General features: G+C 49.2%; 19 protein-coding genes. 13 read left to right on the top strand and 6 right to left on the bottom strand.

Features of this window, described 5'->3' with window-relative positions:
• Window positions 1-23: 23 nt before the first annotated feature.
• From A3842_RS24460 to A3842_RS24445, 4 genes are all read left to right on the top strand, one after another.
• Window positions 24-431 (top strand): DUF7674 family protein, encoded by a 408-nt coding sequence (locus A3842_RS24460; protein WP_074103034.1) that lies wholly within the window; start codon window positions 24-26, stop codon window positions 429-431.
• A 14-nt stretch (window positions 432-445) separates the two neighbouring features.
• Window positions 446-988 carry a DMP19 family protein gene (locus tag A3842_RS24455; RefSeq protein WP_083606907.1) on the top strand — a complete coding sequence of 181 codons (543 nt, stop codon included), beginning with the start codon at window positions 446-448 and terminating at the stop codon, window positions 986-988.
• A 41-nt stretch (window positions 989-1,029) separates the two neighbouring features.
• Complete coding sequence (locus tag A3842_RS24450; RefSeq protein ID WP_074103032.1) at window positions 1,030-1,758, top strand: class I SAM-dependent methyltransferase; 729 nt, start codon at window positions 1,030-1,032, stop codon at window positions 1,756-1,758.
• A 150-nt stretch (window positions 1,759-1,908) separates the two neighbouring features.
• Window positions 1,909-2,448, top strand: coding sequence for a GNAT family N-acetyltransferase (locus A3842_RS24445; RefSeq protein WP_074103031.1), 540 nt, complete (start codon window positions 1,909-1,911; stop codon window positions 2,446-2,448).
• A 155-nt stretch (window positions 2,449-2,603) separates the two neighbouring features.
• Here A3842_RS24445 and A3842_RS24440 read toward each other — a convergent pair whose 3' ends face one another.
• Together A3842_RS24440 and A3842_RS24435 are read right to left on the bottom strand one after the other, a co-directional pair.
• A complete protein-coding gene (locus A3842_RS24440) occupies window positions 2,604-2,813 on the bottom strand; it encodes a hypothetical protein (RefSeq protein ID WP_074103030.1) in 210 nt (69 codons plus the stop codon).
• Window positions 2,814-2,887: 74 nt separating this feature from the next.
• The gene (locus tag A3842_RS24435) at window positions 2,888-3,229 is read right to left on the bottom strand and encodes a DUF805 domain-containing protein (RefSeq protein ID WP_074103029.1); all 342 of its coding nucleotides are present in this window, start codon (window positions 3,227-3,229) and stop codon (window positions 2,888-2,890) included.
• A 336-nt stretch (window positions 3,230-3,565) separates the two neighbouring features.
• Here A3842_RS24435 and A3842_RS24430 point away from each other — a divergent pair, with 336 nt between their 5' ends.
• Window positions 3,566-4,228 carry a YheC/YheD family protein gene (locus A3842_RS24430; protein WP_074103028.1) on the top strand — a complete coding sequence of 221 codons (663 nt, stop codon included), beginning with the start codon at window positions 3,566-3,568 and terminating at the stop codon, window positions 4,226-4,228.
• Window positions 4,229-4,554: 326 nt separating this feature from the next.
• Window positions 4,555-4,698, top strand: a complete 144-nt coding sequence (gene sda / locus A3842_RS24425) for a sporulation histidine kinase inhibitor Sda (protein ID WP_042217282.1) — start codon at window positions 4,555-4,557, stop codon at window positions 4,696-4,698.
• Window positions 4,699-4,833: 135 nt separating this feature from the next.
• Here the strand turns inward: sda and A3842_RS24420 are convergent, their stop codons facing one another.
• Window positions 4,834-5,808, bottom strand: a complete 975-nt coding sequence (locus A3842_RS24420) for an NAD(P)/FAD-dependent oxidoreductase (RefSeq protein WP_074083873.1) — start codon at window positions 5,806-5,808, stop codon at window positions 4,834-4,836.
• Window positions 5,809-6,130: 322 nt separating this feature from the next.
• Here A3842_RS24420 and A3842_RS24415 point away from each other — a divergent pair, with 322 nt between their 5' ends.
• On the top strand, window positions 6,131-7,324 hold the full coding sequence (locus A3842_RS24415) for an NAD(P)/FAD-dependent oxidoreductase (RefSeq protein WP_074083854.1): 1,194 nt from the start codon (window positions 6,131-6,133) through the stop codon (window positions 7,322-7,324).
• A gap of 1 nt (window position 7,325) precedes the next feature.
• Window positions 7,326-7,607 carry a hypothetical protein gene (locus A3842_RS24410; RefSeq protein WP_074103027.1) on the top strand — a complete coding sequence of 94 codons (282 nt, stop codon included), beginning with the start codon at window positions 7,326-7,328 and terminating at the stop codon, window positions 7,605-7,607.
• 96 nt (window positions 7,608-7,703) lie between these two features.
• Here A3842_RS24410 and hemQ read toward each other — a convergent pair whose 3' ends face one another.
• Window positions 7,704-8,462 carry a hydrogen peroxide-dependent heme synthase gene (gene hemQ, locus A3842_RS24405; RefSeq protein ID WP_074087165.1) on the bottom strand — a complete coding sequence of 253 codons (759 nt, stop codon included), beginning with the start codon at window positions 8,460-8,462 and terminating at the stop codon, window positions 7,704-7,706.
• A 221-nt stretch (window positions 8,463-8,683) separates the two neighbouring features.
• Here hemQ and A3842_RS24400 point away from each other — a divergent pair, with 221 nt between their 5' ends.
• From A3842_RS24400 to dnaI, 3 genes are all read left to right on the top strand, one after another.
• A complete protein-coding gene (locus A3842_RS24400; RefSeq protein ID WP_074087163.1) occupies window positions 8,684-8,980 on the top strand; it encodes a YuiB family protein in 297 nt (98 codons plus the stop codon).
• A 233-nt stretch (window positions 8,981-9,213) separates the two neighbouring features.
• A complete protein-coding gene (locus A3842_RS24395; RefSeq protein WP_074103026.1) occupies window positions 9,214-10,758 on the top strand; it encodes a replication initiation and membrane attachment family protein in 1,545 nt (514 codons plus the stop codon).
• Between the two features lie 18 nt (window positions 10,759-10,776).
• Complete coding sequence (gene dnaI, locus A3842_RS24390; RefSeq protein WP_074087160.1) at window positions 10,777-11,733, top strand: primosomal protein DnaI; 957 nt, start codon at window positions 10,777-10,779, stop codon at window positions 11,731-11,733.
• 95 nt (window positions 11,734-11,828) lie between these two features.
• On the opposite strand, the gene A3842_RS32185 is transcribed toward dnaI, so the two are convergent.
• Window positions 11,829-11,984 carry a YqzM family protein gene (locus tag A3842_RS32185; protein ID WP_143186354.1) on the bottom strand — a complete coding sequence of 52 codons (156 nt, stop codon included), beginning with the start codon at window positions 11,982-11,984 and terminating at the stop codon, window positions 11,829-11,831.
• A gap of 349 nt (window positions 11,985-12,333) precedes the next feature.
• Between A3842_RS32185 and trxA the strand changes: the two genes are divergently transcribed.
• Window positions 12,334-12,651, top strand: coding sequence for a thioredoxin (gene trxA / locus A3842_RS24385; RefSeq protein WP_020430371.1), 318 nt, complete (start codon window positions 12,334-12,336; stop codon window positions 12,649-12,651).
• 218 nt (window positions 12,652-12,869) lie between these two features.
• Complete coding sequence (gene uvrC, locus A3842_RS24380; RefSeq protein WP_074103025.1) at window positions 12,870-14,864, top strand: excinuclease ABC subunit UvrC; 1,995 nt, start codon at window positions 12,870-12,872, stop codon at window positions 14,862-14,864.
• An 88-nt stretch (window positions 14,865-14,952) separates the two neighbouring features.
• Here uvrC and A3842_RS24375 read toward each other — a convergent pair whose 3' ends face one another.
• On the bottom strand, window positions 14,953-16,644 hold the full coding sequence (locus A3842_RS24375) for a CPBP family intramembrane glutamic endopeptidase (protein WP_074103024.1): 1,692 nt from the start codon (window positions 16,642-16,644) through the stop codon (window positions 14,953-14,955).
• Window positions 16,645-16,740: the final 96 nt, after the last annotated feature.

Below are 16,740 nucleotides of genomic sequence, written 5' to 3'. Positions count from 1 at the left end.
GTCGGAATAAAATGGAGGGTACTATGAGCGTATGGAGAAGAAAGGCTCTGGAGTTGTTTTATGATGCCAGATTTCATTTTACTCAAAAAGATGACACCGTATATTCCCTGTTACTTGAGTTGCACATTAGGCTCGATGAGCTCCACAGAAATAATAATACCTTTGAGCTTACCAAAATCTATAATTACGTAGAATGGTGCTTTCATCAAGGCAACCGAAGCCATTATCTGTGCAATGCTGCGGCAGTAGGTTTCTATGAGCATTTAGTAGATGATGAAATCACACGCAATGCCATTCCCTATTGGGTCAAACCTGATATTTTCGAAGCGGTCCAATCATTTTTTGAATGGAGGCTAGAAAATAAACTAGCTCTATATATTGAGTTGGTTATGGAATATAACAAAATCAACAATACGCAATTTATAAGTTGACTGGAGGAACGATGATGAGTAACCCGAAGGCGAATATCAATACATGGTTTCCTAAAGAATCTTCAACCCTCTCAGCGGAAGAAATCGTTGATTCGGTATGCAGCAGCATCTATGAGCCTGAGAATGCGGCTGCCCGGGAGGATGTGCTGAAATCACCTGGATTCCTGAGGGAGATTATGCTGCTGATCGATCTGGATACAGAACTCACGATGAATGGCATCCTGGGCTTTCTGGAAAATTCATCCGGCCGGTATTTGCTGGAGACTATTCAAGCACTTCAGCATATTGGCGCAGCCGAAGATGCGGAGATTTTAGAGCAGATCTACCAGCAGCTTGAAATCACTCCGGCTCAGCGAATAAAATCTCCCGGTCTGCATGAAGTCAGCAGCTTTCAAGACCGGTACATCCTGAATGCAGAAGTGTTAGATGGAATACTCAGGCTGTCCGAAGCGTTGTATTTGAACACACCTGACCGCAATATTTTTGATAACCTGGTTGGCTATCTTTCTGCGAACAGACATCTGCTTGATGAAGAACTGAAGAAGTATAGCTGGTGATACGTTCTAGCTGAGGGGAAGGAAATAATCTGATCTAGGAGATGCACAAAATGCCCGAAACGATCAAAACTAATGTAGATGTACTCAACATGCTGGACTCGCTAATGAGAGAGCCCGCCCCGTTTTGGAACAAATTCTATAGTGACAGAACGAAGGGGGTTCCCTTTTTTGTAGATAAGCCGGATGAAAATTTGGTCTCTTATGTAGAATCGGAGATACTGGAGGGCGGACGCATGCTGGAATTGGGGTGCGGACCTGGACGGAATGCGATTTATGCGGCGCTTCATGATTTTGATGTGGATGCAATCGATCTTTCGGAAGAAGCCATTGCCTGGGCGAAGGAACGTGCAGCTGAAAAAAATATTCAGGTGAATTTTACCTGCGGATCGGTTTTTGACCTGTCTCCCGAGTCTGAATATGATCTGGTCTATGATGCAGGCTGTCTTCATCATCTGTGGCCCCATCGGCGAATTGGATATATGGAGATGATCCATCATGCGCTGAAGGACGGGGGATATTTTGGATTAACATGTTTTGCTCCCGGGTTTACGGAAATGGGAGGAGCCATGGAATTAAGCGACTGGGATGTGTACCGGGACCGAAGCATGCATGGCGGACAAGCGTACAGCCAAGAGAAATTAAGCGAACTCTTAGGCGGATATTTTGAGCTGGTGGAGATCCGGTTGATGAAGGAATGTGCGGAGAAGGACGAAGTGTTCGGCGTTCCTTTTCTATGGACAAGCCTATGGAGAAAACACCCGAAGGGATAACTGCATAGGCCAGATTACTTACAAACAAAAAACCTATGTGAAAATGAACGTATCCTTGAGTTCATCTGTACTATCTTTCTATGCAGGACGAATTAAACGGACAGCAAGCTGACTCCGTAAAAACTTTGAAGTATGAAGGAAGGGAACTCCATGACTCTATTGGAAACAGAACGGTTAATCATTCGTGAATTTGTCCTTGAAGATATGGAAGCGGTGCATGCCTATGCCTCAGATCCTCTGGTGGCGAAATATATGATATGGGGGCCGAACTCAGAAGAGGAAACCGGAAGCTATATTAATTTGACCATGGAAATGCAACGTCAGAGTCCGCGGCGAGACTTTGAATTTGCCGTAGTTCTCAAACAGACCCATCAGCTGATCGGTGGCTGCGGCATTCACGTAAGTGAACCGAGCCAAGGGGAAATTGGCTATTGCTTCAATCGGCTGTTTTGGAGACAGGGATATACCTCTGAGGCTGCTGATACCGTGCTTGATTTTGGTTTTCGGGAACTCGATCTTCACCGTGTATACGCTACTTGCCGTCCGGAGAATGTGGGTTCAGCCAAAGTTATGCAGAAGCTTGGCATGGCCTATGAGGGACATTTGCGTGAACACATGTGGCATAAAGGGAAATGGCATGACTCCTATCTGTATTCGATTTTAAAACCGGAATATGATCGCCAGAGATGAAATGGTTCATACTGGAACATTAATCAGCGAATTAAGCTGTCCATCTGCACAAGCCATCCGTTCTGTTTTTCATAGAGTATAGTAAAAACCCTGTACAGAAAAATCTCTGTGACAGGGCAGTACAGGCAAGGCAATGAACGGAAAGAATCCTTCAATCATACAGGGATAATGAATTTGAAATTAATCATAAAGACGACCAGCGCGGCGGAAGCCAGAGAAAAGGTAATACAGCCTGCACCCAGGGCACTGCGGCGGTCTCTGATGAATTTGAAGCCCAGTGCCCCAATAAGAACCGTAGTTCCCGCCAGAACGACTGTCATACCCACCATTGCCAGCCAGTATAGCACCTCAAAAAACTCTGCCATGAAGAGTCCTCCCCTCCAGGCCATAATACAATGATTTTTAAGGATTTTCCAGCAAAATGTCAGGATATGTACAGCTAGTAATTGAAATTAGACCCGTATTTATTGTTGCCTTCGCTTGGAAGACAAGCAAAAACAGTTAAGATAACGAATCCCACCATGGGAATCAAACAGAACAGAACCCACCAGCCGCTCTTCCCGGAATCGTGTAGTCTTCGTAACAGAACAGCCAAAGCTGGCAAAAACATGGCGAGCGAATAGAGCGGCGTCAGGAGGTGAATGATTCCAAGCATCTCCTGCAGGAATGCCAAAGCGATGAAGAAGATAATATTGAACAGAAAGAACATCCAATACTCTGTCCGGGTGGCCCTCCCTGTGAATCCTCTATAGTTTTTTAATACTTTTATGTACCACTGCATTGACCCAACTCCCGAATCTATTATGATTATGTATTGATTTTTTATCGGCACAGTGTTAACGAAATATGATACCAGCGCTCTCCAGACCATCTGACATTCTATGCGTCCTTGATTATTTTAGGCGATTGCTGTCGATTACCGTAAGGCAGGCTTTGTCGGAATCTGCGGCTTGAGCGGCGCATCCCATAAATGGATATACCAGGACATAGAGCCCCGCGGCTATATGCCCTTTTTTGCCATGTCTACCTGCTTACACGGACAATCATACAGGAGGGTGGGAGCTTTTCTGAGTAAAGTATAGGGTAGGCTGGGGAATGTGAAAGGAGTGGGAGAACAATGGCGGGAAGACAACTGGCCAGCAAGTGGCTGAAAACCGAGGCGCTGCTGAGCGATCCGCGGGTTGCCGGTTACATTCCGAGAACGATGGAATATAGCGCTGCTGGGTTGTTAAGGATGCTGGGTATATACGGTTCGGTCGTAATAAAACCTGTTGTCGGCGGTGGCGGTTACGGGGTAATCAAAGTGTTCCGTAGCAGCCGGGCATATGGATTCACACATATGCACAGTACAAGAATGTATCGGGATTTCTCATCCATGAGACGCGCGCTGGACATGTTTAAGGTCAAACGCAGATATCTAATGCAGCAGTGTATCTCACTCGCCCGGATTGATGGACGTCCTATTGATTATCGGGTCAAGGTGGTGAAGAACGGGGATCATTGGGAGTTTCGGGCTATGGTGGGAAGAGTGGCCCGGCCAGGGCTATTCGTGACGAATCTCTGTAAGGGAGGCACGATGTTAAGCTGCCGGGAGGGGTTAAGAAGATCCTTACCCCGAATTAGGACTTCTGCCAAAAAAGCAGAGATGCGTCGTCTGACCCTGATCTGCATAGAACTGCTGGAGCGGCATTTTCCGGGGATCGGTGAACTTGGGTTTGATTATGCTGTGGATCAACGTGGAAAAATCTGGATTCTGGAAGTAAATACCCGTCCGAAATGATTAAGCAATTTTTAAGAATTGACGATAAATATAGTAATACGATAGAATTGCGATTAGTTGTGTGATTCACGAGGTAATATTTGATAAAAAATTCCACGGAATTATGAACAATGTAAAAATATTTCAGACCCATTTCCTGCGGATGAGACCTGTGTATAACTTTTATCCCCATAGTCCACTGTACAGTGAATGACTTTCAGGCCCTTACTAACATCTTATACACAGGATTTCCACAGTCGCTTGTGGATAGTGGGAACGCTTGTTCGAAAAATGATAGTTTGCTATGATAGATTCAGATCCAAATAAAGGAAAGGTAGGTGAACGTTATGGTTGAATTGTCGGATGAGATGCTCTTGGACTCTTACCATAGAGCAATAGAACTGCAATTAGAGCATGATTTCATCGCTCTTCTGCTCGCTGAAATTCGCAAACGGAACTTACACTCTCCAGTTCATGCGGTTCTTCACTAAGACGCAGAGACACCTTTGCAGCAGCTCCTACATTCAAACCGCAAGCATCACAAAATAGGGTATCTGTTCAGATTGAAGTGCAATCAACCTGAACAGATACCCTTTTATTTGGTTCAATAGGAAGCGGATGTTCCGTTAGAGCTTGAGATTGCTGCTGTGCCCCGGAGACAGCTTGGCTTCCGGGTCAAGGTAGACCTTGGCATTGTTCACTGCCGTAGGGGCTTCTCCAAATCCTACAGCAATCAGCTTCAGCTTGCCTGGATATGTAGTAATATCGCCGGCAGCGAAGATCCCTGGAATGCTGGTCTCCATGCGGGAGTCAACCACGATAGAGTTGCTCTCAATGTCGATGCCCCACTCGGCAATCGGTCCCAGCGAAGAGACAAAGCCGAAATTGACGATTACGCTATCTACTTCAAGTTCTTGCGTTTCTTTGGTTTTGATATGGGACAAGGTAACCTTGGTAATGAATTCTTCGCCGTGCAACTCGGTGATCTCTGAAGGCGTAATGACATTAACCTTGGATGCCATGAGGTTCTCTACACTATGCTCATGAGCGCGGAATTTATCCCGGCGGTGAATGAGGGTTACCTCTTCAGCAATGGGTTCCAGCATCAGTGCCCAATCCACCGCAGAGTCGCCTCCACCGCTGATCAGCACCTTTTTCCCCTTGAATGCATTCAAATCACTTATAAAATAATGCAGATTGGCTCTCTCAAAACGGGCGGCCTCCGGAAGTTCCAGACGGCGTGGTTCAAAGGCACCAACTCCTGCTGTAATGATCACTGCCTTACTATGATACTCTGCTTTATCGGTAGTGATAACGAAATGGCGTTCGTCCTGCTTGATAAGCGAAACGACCTTCTCCTCCAGCCGGATATCGGACTGGAACAGCTCCATTTGGCGGGAAAGGTTATCTACCAGCTCCTGACCGGTGACTTTTGGAAAGCCGGCCACGTCATAAATATATTTTTCAGGATAAAGAGCAGCAAGCTGCCCTCCCAGTTGGGGCATACTTTCAATAAGGGTTACCGATGCCTGGCGCATCCCGCCATAAAAGGCGGCAAACATCCCGGCCGGACCGCCTCCTATGATTAAAAGATCGCTCATAGGAACGGATTGCTCTTGTGTCACGAATATTACACCTCCGAGTTGATAGTTTCAAATTGCCATACTGGCTTATCTAACATTATAAACATTGTGACACCGACCTGCAAAGGCTTGATTTCGGAAGAAAAATGTGACATTTTGCTGCATGATTATATTTGATTAAAACGATACTAAGGTTTACAATGGATATGGTTATTTTAGAAATCCTTTAAGTTTAATTGGAAATTCTTCTGAATTTAAGTGTATAAATTCACAAAATAAACCGAATTTTTTTACAAAAAATAACACATAGACAGATTTACCTGTTGGAAGGAGCCGGAACATGAGCAGTATTCCCAAAATCGTTATCCTAGGCGCGGGATATGGAGGTATTTTGACCGCGCAGCGGCTGCAGAAAGCTTTGAACTATAATGAAGCAGATGTGACACTGGTGAACCGCCATGAGTATCACTATTTCACTACCCATCTACATATGCCTGCTGCAGGTACAGACAGCATCGAGCATACCCGGGTGTCGATTTCCAAATTAATTGATGAATTCAAAATTGATCTCGTTAAATCTTCCGTACAGGAAATTCGCACCCAGCAAAAAAAGGTAATTCTGGAAGACGGTACGCTGTCGTATGACTATCTCGTAATCGCCCTTGGAGGGGAACCTGAAACCTTCGGAATTCCGGGACTGGATAAATATGCGCTGACTATCCGCAGTATTAATTCCGTGCGTTTGATCCGTGAGCATATCGAATATCAATTTGCTAAATACAAGAATGAGAACAATGCACAGGAGCATATTAATTTCGTTGTGGGCGGCGCAGGTTTCAGCGGCATTGAATTTGTGGCTGAGCTGGCAGACCGCATTCCGGCGCTGTGCAAGGAATATGATGTGGATCCAAGCATGGTCAATATCTACAATGTGGAGGCTGCTCCTACGGCACTGCCGGGCTTTGCACCTGAACTGGTAGAGCATGCGATGACAGTGCTGACGAAGAAAGGTGTAACCTTCAAGATCGGTGTAGCCATCAAAGAGTGCCTGCCTGGCGGCGTTATCCTTGCCACTGGTGAAGAGATCAAAGCCTCAACTATTGTCTGGACCGGCGGCATCCGTGGCAACCGGCTGATCGAAGCAGCAGGGTTTGAAGCCATGCGCGGACGGGTTAAGGTGGACGAGTACTTGCGCGCTCCGGGACATGAAAATATCTTTATTATCGGCGATGGCTCTTTGATGATTAATCCGGAAGGACGCCCTTACCCGCCAACGGCACAGATTGCCATGCAGCAGGGTGAATGCTGCGCACATAACCTAGTGGCCGCGATTCGGAGCCAGCAGCCTAGAAAGTTTGCCTTTAGCAACAAAGGCACAGTAGCTTCTCTGGGGAAAGGTCAAGGTATTGCCGTAGTTGGCGATAAGACCTATAAGGGCTGGACAGCAGCGCAGCTGAAGAAGGTTGTGGATATGCGTTATCTGTTCATCATCGGCGGTATACCGCTAGTCCTAAAAAAAGGAAGATTCCTCTAGGATGCGCCACTGCAGCGTGCAAGTCCGCGGACTGCTGACGCGTGAGGAGTTGGACCGGTATAATGGTCTGATTGAGGTCGGATCTTATCTGGAGGACCAGAGCCGTTACGATCTCGCCTACAATGTCCAGAAGGAAATCGACATCCTCATACTCCCGGCGATTGAGCGGCTGAAGGATAAAGGGCGGGCCCGCGACCGGGCGACGGCTGAATACCTGGAGAGTCTGCGTGAAGAAGAGGAAGACTGCGAAGAGGATGACGAAACCGGTTCATCAACGGTTTAATTCAAATACTATGTATGACTTCATGAACATGACAAAGGGTGTGTCTCCATTATGGGAGACACACCCTTTCTGCATAGGAACAGGAGATTACTGTTGTTACAGCTTCAGCAGTTCTTCGAAACTGTCCAGTGTCAGCAGATTGCCGACATAGAACGGGCCAAATTCACCATAGCGGGCGCTGACCTCATCAAAGCGCATCTCGTAGACCAGCTTCTTGAACTGCAGCGCGTCGTCGGCAAATAGGGTGACGCCCCATTCCCAGTCGTCGAAGCCGACGGAGCCGGTAATGATCTGCTTCACTTTGCCGGCATACCCGCGGCCGATTAATCCGTGCGAATGCATCAGCTCGCGGCGCTTCTCCATATCGAGCATATACCAGTTGTCGGCAAGCTCGCGTTTTTTGTTCATCGGATAGAAGCAGATATGCTTCATTTGCGGCAGAACAGGCTTCAAGCGGGCGGCTACATGCGGATTCTGCATAGGATCACTGCCGTCTCCAGCGCTTCCGCCAGCGGCATAGTTGCTGAGCTCAACGATACTGACATAGGAATAGGACTTGGTAGTATACTGGGCAAAGGCGATTTTGTTAAAGGCGGTCTCAAGCTGGTTCAGTGCTTCCAGGCTTTCCCGCAGAAACATCATCACGAAATCAGCCTTCTGGCCGACAATGGAGTACACTGTGGTGCTTCCTTCCTTGGCTTCCTCAACTGTATCCCATTCCTGCATGAAGGCATGCAGTTCTTCCAGGGCAACAGCACGTTCTTCGTCATCGGCAGCCGTCCAGGCCGTCCAGTTCAAAGAGCGGAAGTCATGCAGGGCATACCAGCCTTCCAGTGTCAACGCGGCTTCGTTCATGTATTCTCACTCCTTAGCATAAGTTTATATGTACATCCGCTTAATCTATTTGCATTGTATCGCATGCAGGCAGGCAGAGCAAACGCGCAGCTCCAGGATATGCTGTGTGAAGATCCGGGATGAAGATAATGTTCATTGCTTCGCTACATTTTTTCTAGTAAACTTACTATTAATTAAGGTTTGCTGTGCGGTTCTTTATAGAGAGAGGGGATGGCGGTACGATGGGGTTTATTCCTGTGTTGGTTCTGGCCGTTTTGTTCTTTGTTATGATGTTTGGCATTGGCTTTATCCTTAACATGTTAATGAAGACTACCTGGTTCCCTGCCTATCTGTTTGTCCTTGTGATTCTGCCTGTGGTCGTCTATTCGATCTGGGATCGGAGCGCCATGAGCCTGTGGGAGCATTTGTCCACCTTCCATGTCGTGGATTACCTCACGGGTATTGCGGGTCTGGCTGGAGCAGTGCTCAGCGGCTGGACAATTCAGAAGCTCAGGCTTGGCGGCTACAAAATGTTCTAATGAAGGGTTTCGTGCGCATACAGAGCGGCTGCTGTCCTTACCTAAGGATGGAGAGCCGTTTTTTCTTGGAATATAAGCATTTATCTGTTCACGCCAGCAATGGATAACAAGCTGTCGATATCAGGGGGATAAGCACTGAATTTGGACTTTTTTTTACATTTCCGGGCGGAAGTTTTGTGATAGAATAGAAATCTAAATGGATTCGTGTAGAAAAAGAGGGAGGTAATCCGCAGATGCGCATGAGTCACCTGCATCATTTCACCGAACATCATCGGTACTGCGTTTCCCGCGAATTCGGTCTAAGCAGTGTAGATGCACGTATGCTGGGCTCGGTCTATCAGCCGATGGTAGGCGCTTTTGCCATCAGTCTGTACCGTCTGCTGTTTGAGCATATTCCGGCTGAAGCAATCGGCTACTCTCCGGTGGAGCAGCAGCGCCGTCTGTTCATGACGCTGGGTGTGGAACCCAATGAGAAGGGCCGCAAATATATAGTGGATCAGGCTTCCCGGCTGGAGGCGGTGGGACTGCTGCAGACCTGCCGAATCTTTGTAGCGGAGACTGATGATTATATGTACGAATACGAACTGCTGCCGCCGCTGTCGCCGGCTGATTTTTTTGCAACCCAGCATTTAACACTGCTGCTGCGTGACAAAATCGGTAAATTTGCCGTGCTGTCCCTGCGTGAGCAGTTCTGGAACCGGGAACCGGAGGAATGGAGCCGCCGGTCGATCGGCAAAGAAAATATTTCCCTGCCCTTTTATGATATTTTTCAACTCAATACCCATGTGATCGATTACGAACTGGAGCAGGCTTTGGCTGAGGTGGCAACGGTCAAGCAGCCCGGCATGCGGGAAACCGGGGAACCTGCTATCGGGTACAGTGATATTATCCTGCGGTTTCCGCGGGAATCAGTCAACCGGGTTCATGTCGAGAAGCTGCGTTTTGACCATACCCAGATGGGGATGATCAATTATGTAGCTCATAAGTATGAGCTTAGCCCGCAAGACCTGTCCCGTCTGCTGGATGAGGACGGGGTATTTACGCCGGATGGCGAAGTGATTCTGGATGCACTGCAGTACAAGGCAAGCCAGCATTTCCGCCAGGATATGAAACGCCAGGAGAAGCGGGAGGTTGCCGCAGCGAAGGTGGTGGCGCTGCGCTCTGCTGCTGCCGTGGAAGGCGATGATTCCATCGCTCCGCTGGAGCAGTCCGTCGAAATGGAATATTATGTGGAGGTGCCTCCGCAATTTCTGTCCAAATGCGACATTCACCAATATAATATGATGCTTCGCAACGAGCCTTATACACGTCTGCTGCAGACTTTTTTCCCGGGTGCCGTGCCCACACAGCTGATGGATACTTTTGAGAAGATTGATCTGAATTATAAGCTGAGCGGGGAAGTCATTAATGTACTCATTCATTATCTGATGACCATGGTAGCCTCCGGGGGCGATCAGCGGATGAACCGTAACTTCGTGGAGGCGATTGCCTCGAATATGCTGGTCAAGCAGGTGAACACCTACGAGAAGGCTGTCCGTTATATCCGAGACCAGACCAAGGTTAAGGGTAAAGGTTCAGCAACGGGGTCAACGGCATCAGGTGGAACGCGCCAGCGCAGCTACAGCAAAGCCGGCGGCCGTTCCGGCAAAGCCGAGATTCCGATTGTGCTGGATGACGGCAGCGCCGGGACGGTATCCGAAGAAGAGTTCGCGGCGATGATGAAGAAGGCGGCTGAAATCAAGGCCAGTAAGAAGAAAGGCGTATCCAAGACGCCATAAAGAAAGCGAGGTGCGGCTATGGAGTCTATGGGCGAAGTGCTGCGTTCGATGAACAATTCCGCGCTCCGCCAGCGCTCCCGTGATCTTGAGCAGAACCTGCTGAACCATCCTTTGGTGAAGCAGCTTCAAGCCGAGCATCCTGAGCTGGACGAGTCGCGGCTGCGGCTTCATTTAAGCCGCCTGTATCAATATGTAGAAGAAAGCCGCCATTGTGCGAATTGTCCCGGCCTGGAGAAATGCCCGAATGATTTCCAGGGCCACTACAGCAAACTTACTGTTGAGACGGTTAATGGTACGGCAGATCTGTACGAACGGAAGACAGCCTGCAACCTTAAGATTGCCCGGGATAACCAGGATAGCATCCGCAAGCGTATCCGCAGCTTTTATGTAGATGAACGCGTGTTGAACGGCGGCTACGATGAGATTGACATTATGGGCAAGGACCCCCGCCGGGTCTCCGCTGTGAACCGGATATTTGATTATATAGCCAGTGCCAAAGAGAATGGCCTAACCTCACGGGGGATATATCTGCAGGGCTCTTTTGGAACAGGCAAAACATTTTTGATGTGCTATATGCTGCATGAGCTGGCGATTGCCGGGTACAGCGGCGTGATCGTATACATGCCTGATTTCATCGAGGAGCTCAAGCTGATTATGATGGATAATCAGAAGCTTAAGGAAATGGTGGACACGATGAAGAATTGTGACCTGCTGATCTTTGACGATATCGGGGCGGAGAACCTCAACCCTTGGGCCCGTGACCATGTGCTGGGTGCGATCCTGAACCACCGGATGAACCGTAAGCCGACTTTTTACACTTCAAACTATCCTTTGGACGGGCTGGAGAAGCATCTGAGTATTACAAGCAAGGACGGCGAGGAGATCTATAAAGGCCAGCGCCTGATGGACCGGATTGCACCGTTTGTGGATGTGATCCCGCTTCACGGGGAGAATCAGCGGGGAATGAGCAGATAAAAGATATCCTATAAATTAGCAAAATCCGGCTTCTTCCATATAGGAAAAGGCCGGATTTTGCGCTTTGGCAGGCAATACGGGGTATGGCCCGGCAATTACTCGGACAAAAACTTGATAATCACCATACCAAAGAAAACAACGGTCATGAATCCCGTCATTCCGAAGAAACCGGCCAGCAAATCGCCCAGGTCATTGCGTGGCTCCTCGTTGATATGCTCCCGCGGATCACGTGCTTGCGCGTTGACATCCATCTTTTTTCCTCCTTGCAGTTGCATGACTGCAATTAGTGGGTTACAGTTAGACGTGTGAGAGAAGTCATTGACAATTAATGCGCTTTCCTCAAGTATACGAAGTCCCTGGAATGTTGTAAAGCAGAGACTGCGGCGGAATATTTGATTTTATACAATTTAATTTCATAAAACATTACACAAAGTCACTGTAAATATGTTATACTGTGGATGTGTCGGTAAATGGTAATCTGGTTATCATATTACATGAAACATTTTATCCGTTATAATTTCGGAGTGAATTCGCCACACTAGGCTTATGAGTTATAGAAGCGGATGAAAGCTTCGTACAACTTAAAGGAGGAACAATATCATGGCTATCGTGAACGTGTCTGACCAATCCTTTGTGGGTGAAGTTGAAGGTCAAGGTACTGTAGTAGTAGATTTCTGGGCACCTTGGTGTGGCCCTTGCAAAATGCTTGCCCCAATTCTGGAGGAGCTGTCCACCGAGCTGGGTGACGATGTGAAAATTGCCAAGCTGAACGTGGATGAAAATCCGGAAACGGCTTCCCGTTTTGGAGTCATGAGTATTCCTACCTTGATTTTCTTCAAAGACGGCCAGCCTGTGGATAAAGTTGTAGGACTGAACTCCAAGGATTCCCTTAAGAATATTGTAGCCAAACATCAGTAAGATGATGCTGTCTTCCCCGGGGCCTCTGCCCTGCCGCCAAAGCGCCTTCGGTTTATCCGAAGGCGCTTTGTGCGTCGAATGGAAACCGCGCTCTTTTGAAATATACGAATGTTTGTGGTATCAGAAATAAGTTGGATTCCGGGGTTTGGGGTTGAACCCATAGCGACTTATATCTTAAACTTAAGTTATCACGGTGTTGTACAGGTGGGGGAGAAATCATGGATTATATGGATAATATCCGCAACAAACTGGCACTATTGCCCGACCTGCCCGGGTGCTATCTGATGAAGAATGAAGAGGGCACGATTATTTATGTGGGCAAGGCCAAGGTGCTGAAGAACCGGGTTCGCTCATATTTCACAGGCAGCCATAACGGGAAGACGCAGAGGCTAGTCGCCAATATTGTCGACTTTGAATATATCGTTACGTCCAGCAACATGGAAGCGCTCATTCTGGAGTGCAATCTGATCAAGAAGCATATGCCGCGTTATAATGTGCTTTTGAAGGATGACAAGACATTCCCGTATCTAAAAATCACGAATGAAGCTCATCCGCGCCTGGAGGTTACGCGCCGGGTGATTAAGGATAAAGCAAAATATTTCGGACCGTATCCGAATGCCTACGCGGCCCATCAGACCAAGAAGCTGCTCGACCGGATGTATCCGCTGCGCAAATGCGGTGTAATGCCCAAGGAAGTCTGTCTGTACTATCATATGGGCCAGTGTCTGGCGCCCTGCGAGAAGGAAGTGCCTAAGTCTGCTTACGAGGAGATTACCCAGAGCATTGCCAGTTTCTTGGGGGGCGGCCATGAGGCAGTCAAGAAGGATCTGCAGAAAAAAATGCAGGAAGCCGCGGAGGAACTGTATTTCGAACGGGCCAAGGAGCTTCGTGACCAGATTATCAACATTGATGCCTTGATGGAGAAGCAGAAAATCAACACCGCTGATACCAAAGACCGCGATGTATTCGGTTATGCTGTGGACAAGGGCTGGATGTGCGTACAAATCCTGTATATGCGTCAGGGGAAAATGATCCAGCGTCACTCCTCGGTGTTCCCTTTCTACGGGGAGGCGTACAGCGATTTCATCTCCTATGTAACGCAGTATTATAGCGAGAACCCGGCCCTGCCGCAGGAAATTCTGCTGCCGGAAACCGTGCTTGAAGGCACGGATGCATCAGGCAAGCCGCAATTGGCTGTTAGCAGTGAGGCTGAGGGGGCAGATACCGAAGATACGCTGGATAATGTGGCGGGGCTCGCGGCTGAGACTACTGGTGAAGCTGAGGCGGCTGAGGTGACTGAGGTGACTGAGGTGACTGAGGTGACTGAGGCGGCCACCGAAGGAAACGTGGACGCAGCAGGCGGTGCAGCTGCGCTTCAGGAATGGCTGGGTGTCAAGGTACTGGTACCCCAACGCGGCTTGAAGAAGCAAATGGTCGGAATGGCATGCCAGAACGGCCGGGTGGCACTGGATGAGAAGTTCCGCCTGATCGAGCGGGATGAAGAACGCACTTCCGGTGCAGCCAGCAGCCTGGGGCAGAGCCTGGGCCTGGAGTCACTTAGCCGGATTGAGGCTTTTGATAACTCGAATATCCAGGGAACCAACCCGGTATCCGCGATGGTTGTGTTTATAGACGGCAAGCCGGCGCGCAAGGAATACCGCAAATACAAGGTCCGCTCGGTACAGGGACCGGATGATTACGAAACGATGCGCGAGGTAATCCGCCGCCGCTATGAACGAGTGCTGAAGGAGAACCTGCCGCAGCCGGATCTGATTGTGGTCGATGGAGGGAAAGGGCAGATCTCCTCCGCCATTGACATTCTGCAGAATGAGCTGGGGCTGTACATCCCGGTCTGCGGTCTGGTGAAGGACGACAAGCACAGAACGGCGCAGCTGCTGGTCGGGGATTCCGCCGAACCGGTGAGCCTGGCACGGGACAGTCAGGAGTTTTATCTGCTGCAGCGTATTCAGGATGAAGTTCACCGGTTTGCGATTACGTTCCACCGCGAACAGCGCGCCAAATCGATGGTGACCTCGAAGCTGGATTCCATTCCGGGCATCGGCGAGAAGCGGCGCAAGCTGCTGCTGAAGCATTTCGGGTCCCTCAAAAAAATCAAGGAAGCCGCAATCGAGGACTTCCGCCCGCTGTCGATCGGCGACAAGCTGGCTGCACAGATTCTGGATGCCCTCAAGGATGAAGAACCGTCATTATAAAGTACTATCATTTATGCATCAATGCAGAAACGGCTGAGCTTTCCTTATCATAAGGAGGCTCAGCCGTTTTGTGTGTGTGCTCTTTGAGTTATACTAGTGGATTCACCGGTTCAGCCTGTTCCACTTTGCGCGGCGGATTGAACCGGTACACGATATAACCCACGATGAACGGCAGCACGATGGTGACAATACCCGCGCTGATATTTACGGATTCCTTCATAAAGATCAAGGTGGCGCCCATCAGGATGCTGTCAAACACCACGTGGCTGAACATAACGGCGATGAAGCCGTAGCGCAGGAAAATGTAGCTGAACAGCAGGCCGATCACGGTCAGCTCAATCGGACGCGAGCTGATGGGATAGATCGGATACAGGGTATGTCCGAACGCCCAGACCAGTGTGGTGATCAAAGAGGCCAGGAAGGTATTGCGAACGATTTTCTTGACCATACGGATACCGAACAGACGGTAGATGGCTTCCTCGGACAACCCGGCAAGCCAGGCCACAATAGGCAGCAGCCAGGCATATCTCATGTTGTATGGAGACTGGCTGGCGTCGGTGGTGGACCAGTTATGCAAGGTGAATGACAGGATAATGAACATGATGGTCTGTACGCCAAGCAGGATAAAGGCCCAGACATAGCCGGCACGCATACTGTCCAGCACATACCGCCCATAACCCGGTTCTTTGGCCCGCGGCCAGGGGTTCAGATCTTCTTCTTTACGCCACAGGCCGTTGCCTCCCACCAGCGAGAAGTAGAGCATCAGAGACATCAGCAGACTGTAGAAGATATAGAAGATGAGCGTGATGAGGCCCGTTAAACGGCTCTGTAGGCTGTCTCCGCTGGCCTCCGGCAGCATGTTATAGGTGCTGACCAGCATGATTACAAAATGGGCGGCGCTGAGGAAAATCCCCCGCTTGAACGAAGTATGCCCTCTGCGCAGAATGCTGTAGATCAACGCCAGAATGCCCAGTGCCAGTGTGGGTATGCCATAGCCGAGCCCGGTCACCCAAGTGGCCATGGACGTTTGATCTTTGACATAGCTGATATGCCAGGCGGGAGCCGAGAATCCAGCCCGGAAATACGAGACCTGCTCCTGCTGGAATTTGAACCGGTATTGCAGCTGCGATTCTCCAACCTTGACCGAGCTGTCGGTATAGACCAGTCCATAATTGTCACTATCCGCCTGGATTTGCAGCTTGGAGGGATTGGCTCCCCAAGACTGAAGCCAGGGACGGGCGAGGTTCTCCTTCTGCTCAAGTGAAAGCTCCGGCTCACTGGCCGCGCTTTTGCTGGAAAGAGCGGTAGCAGAAGTTGTCTCCGTTCCCGTGCTGAAGCCGGAATGTTCGCCGCGCCCAAAGCCTACGACCTTGCCGGTATACATATTAAGATCCACTGACAAAATCGGGATGGCTTGGCCGGGAGCGTGCAGCACGGCATGAAAAACATCGAACGGATAACGCTGATCGAGCTTCTTCTTGGAATATTGATCCAAAAGTTTTTCCCGGGACATATAGCCGTAGAAAGAAGAGTCGGTCCGGTAGCTTACAGCCCACTTTTCTCCTGTGGACTCCGGATGGCCAAGCTGCTTGGCTGCAAATACGGCGGCTTGCTCGCGGGCCTCATTCTTGCTGATAGGGGTGGTGTCAGACTCACCTGTGCCCCCGAGGAGCTGGGGAGCGATCTGGAACATAATGAACACGATGAGACCGATAATACCCGCAAGAATAAGTCTGGTAGTAAGGGGCCGCTGCTGTAGGGGCTGGCCGACGGAATTCATGTAACGCCTCCTTGTGATGATAATGATGCTGTTATTTTTCATTATAGTATTACTGGCAGACCTTTTACAAAAAAATACTGTATTATCCTTTTACGT

The organism is Paenibacillus sp. P3E, assembly GCF_001909045.1.
Taxonomy (GTDB): domain Bacteria; phylum Bacillota; class Bacilli; order Paenibacillales; family Paenibacillaceae; genus Paenibacillus_AQ; species Paenibacillus_AQ helianthi.
This window is presented reverse-complemented; position numbering and strand designations above follow the sequence as displayed.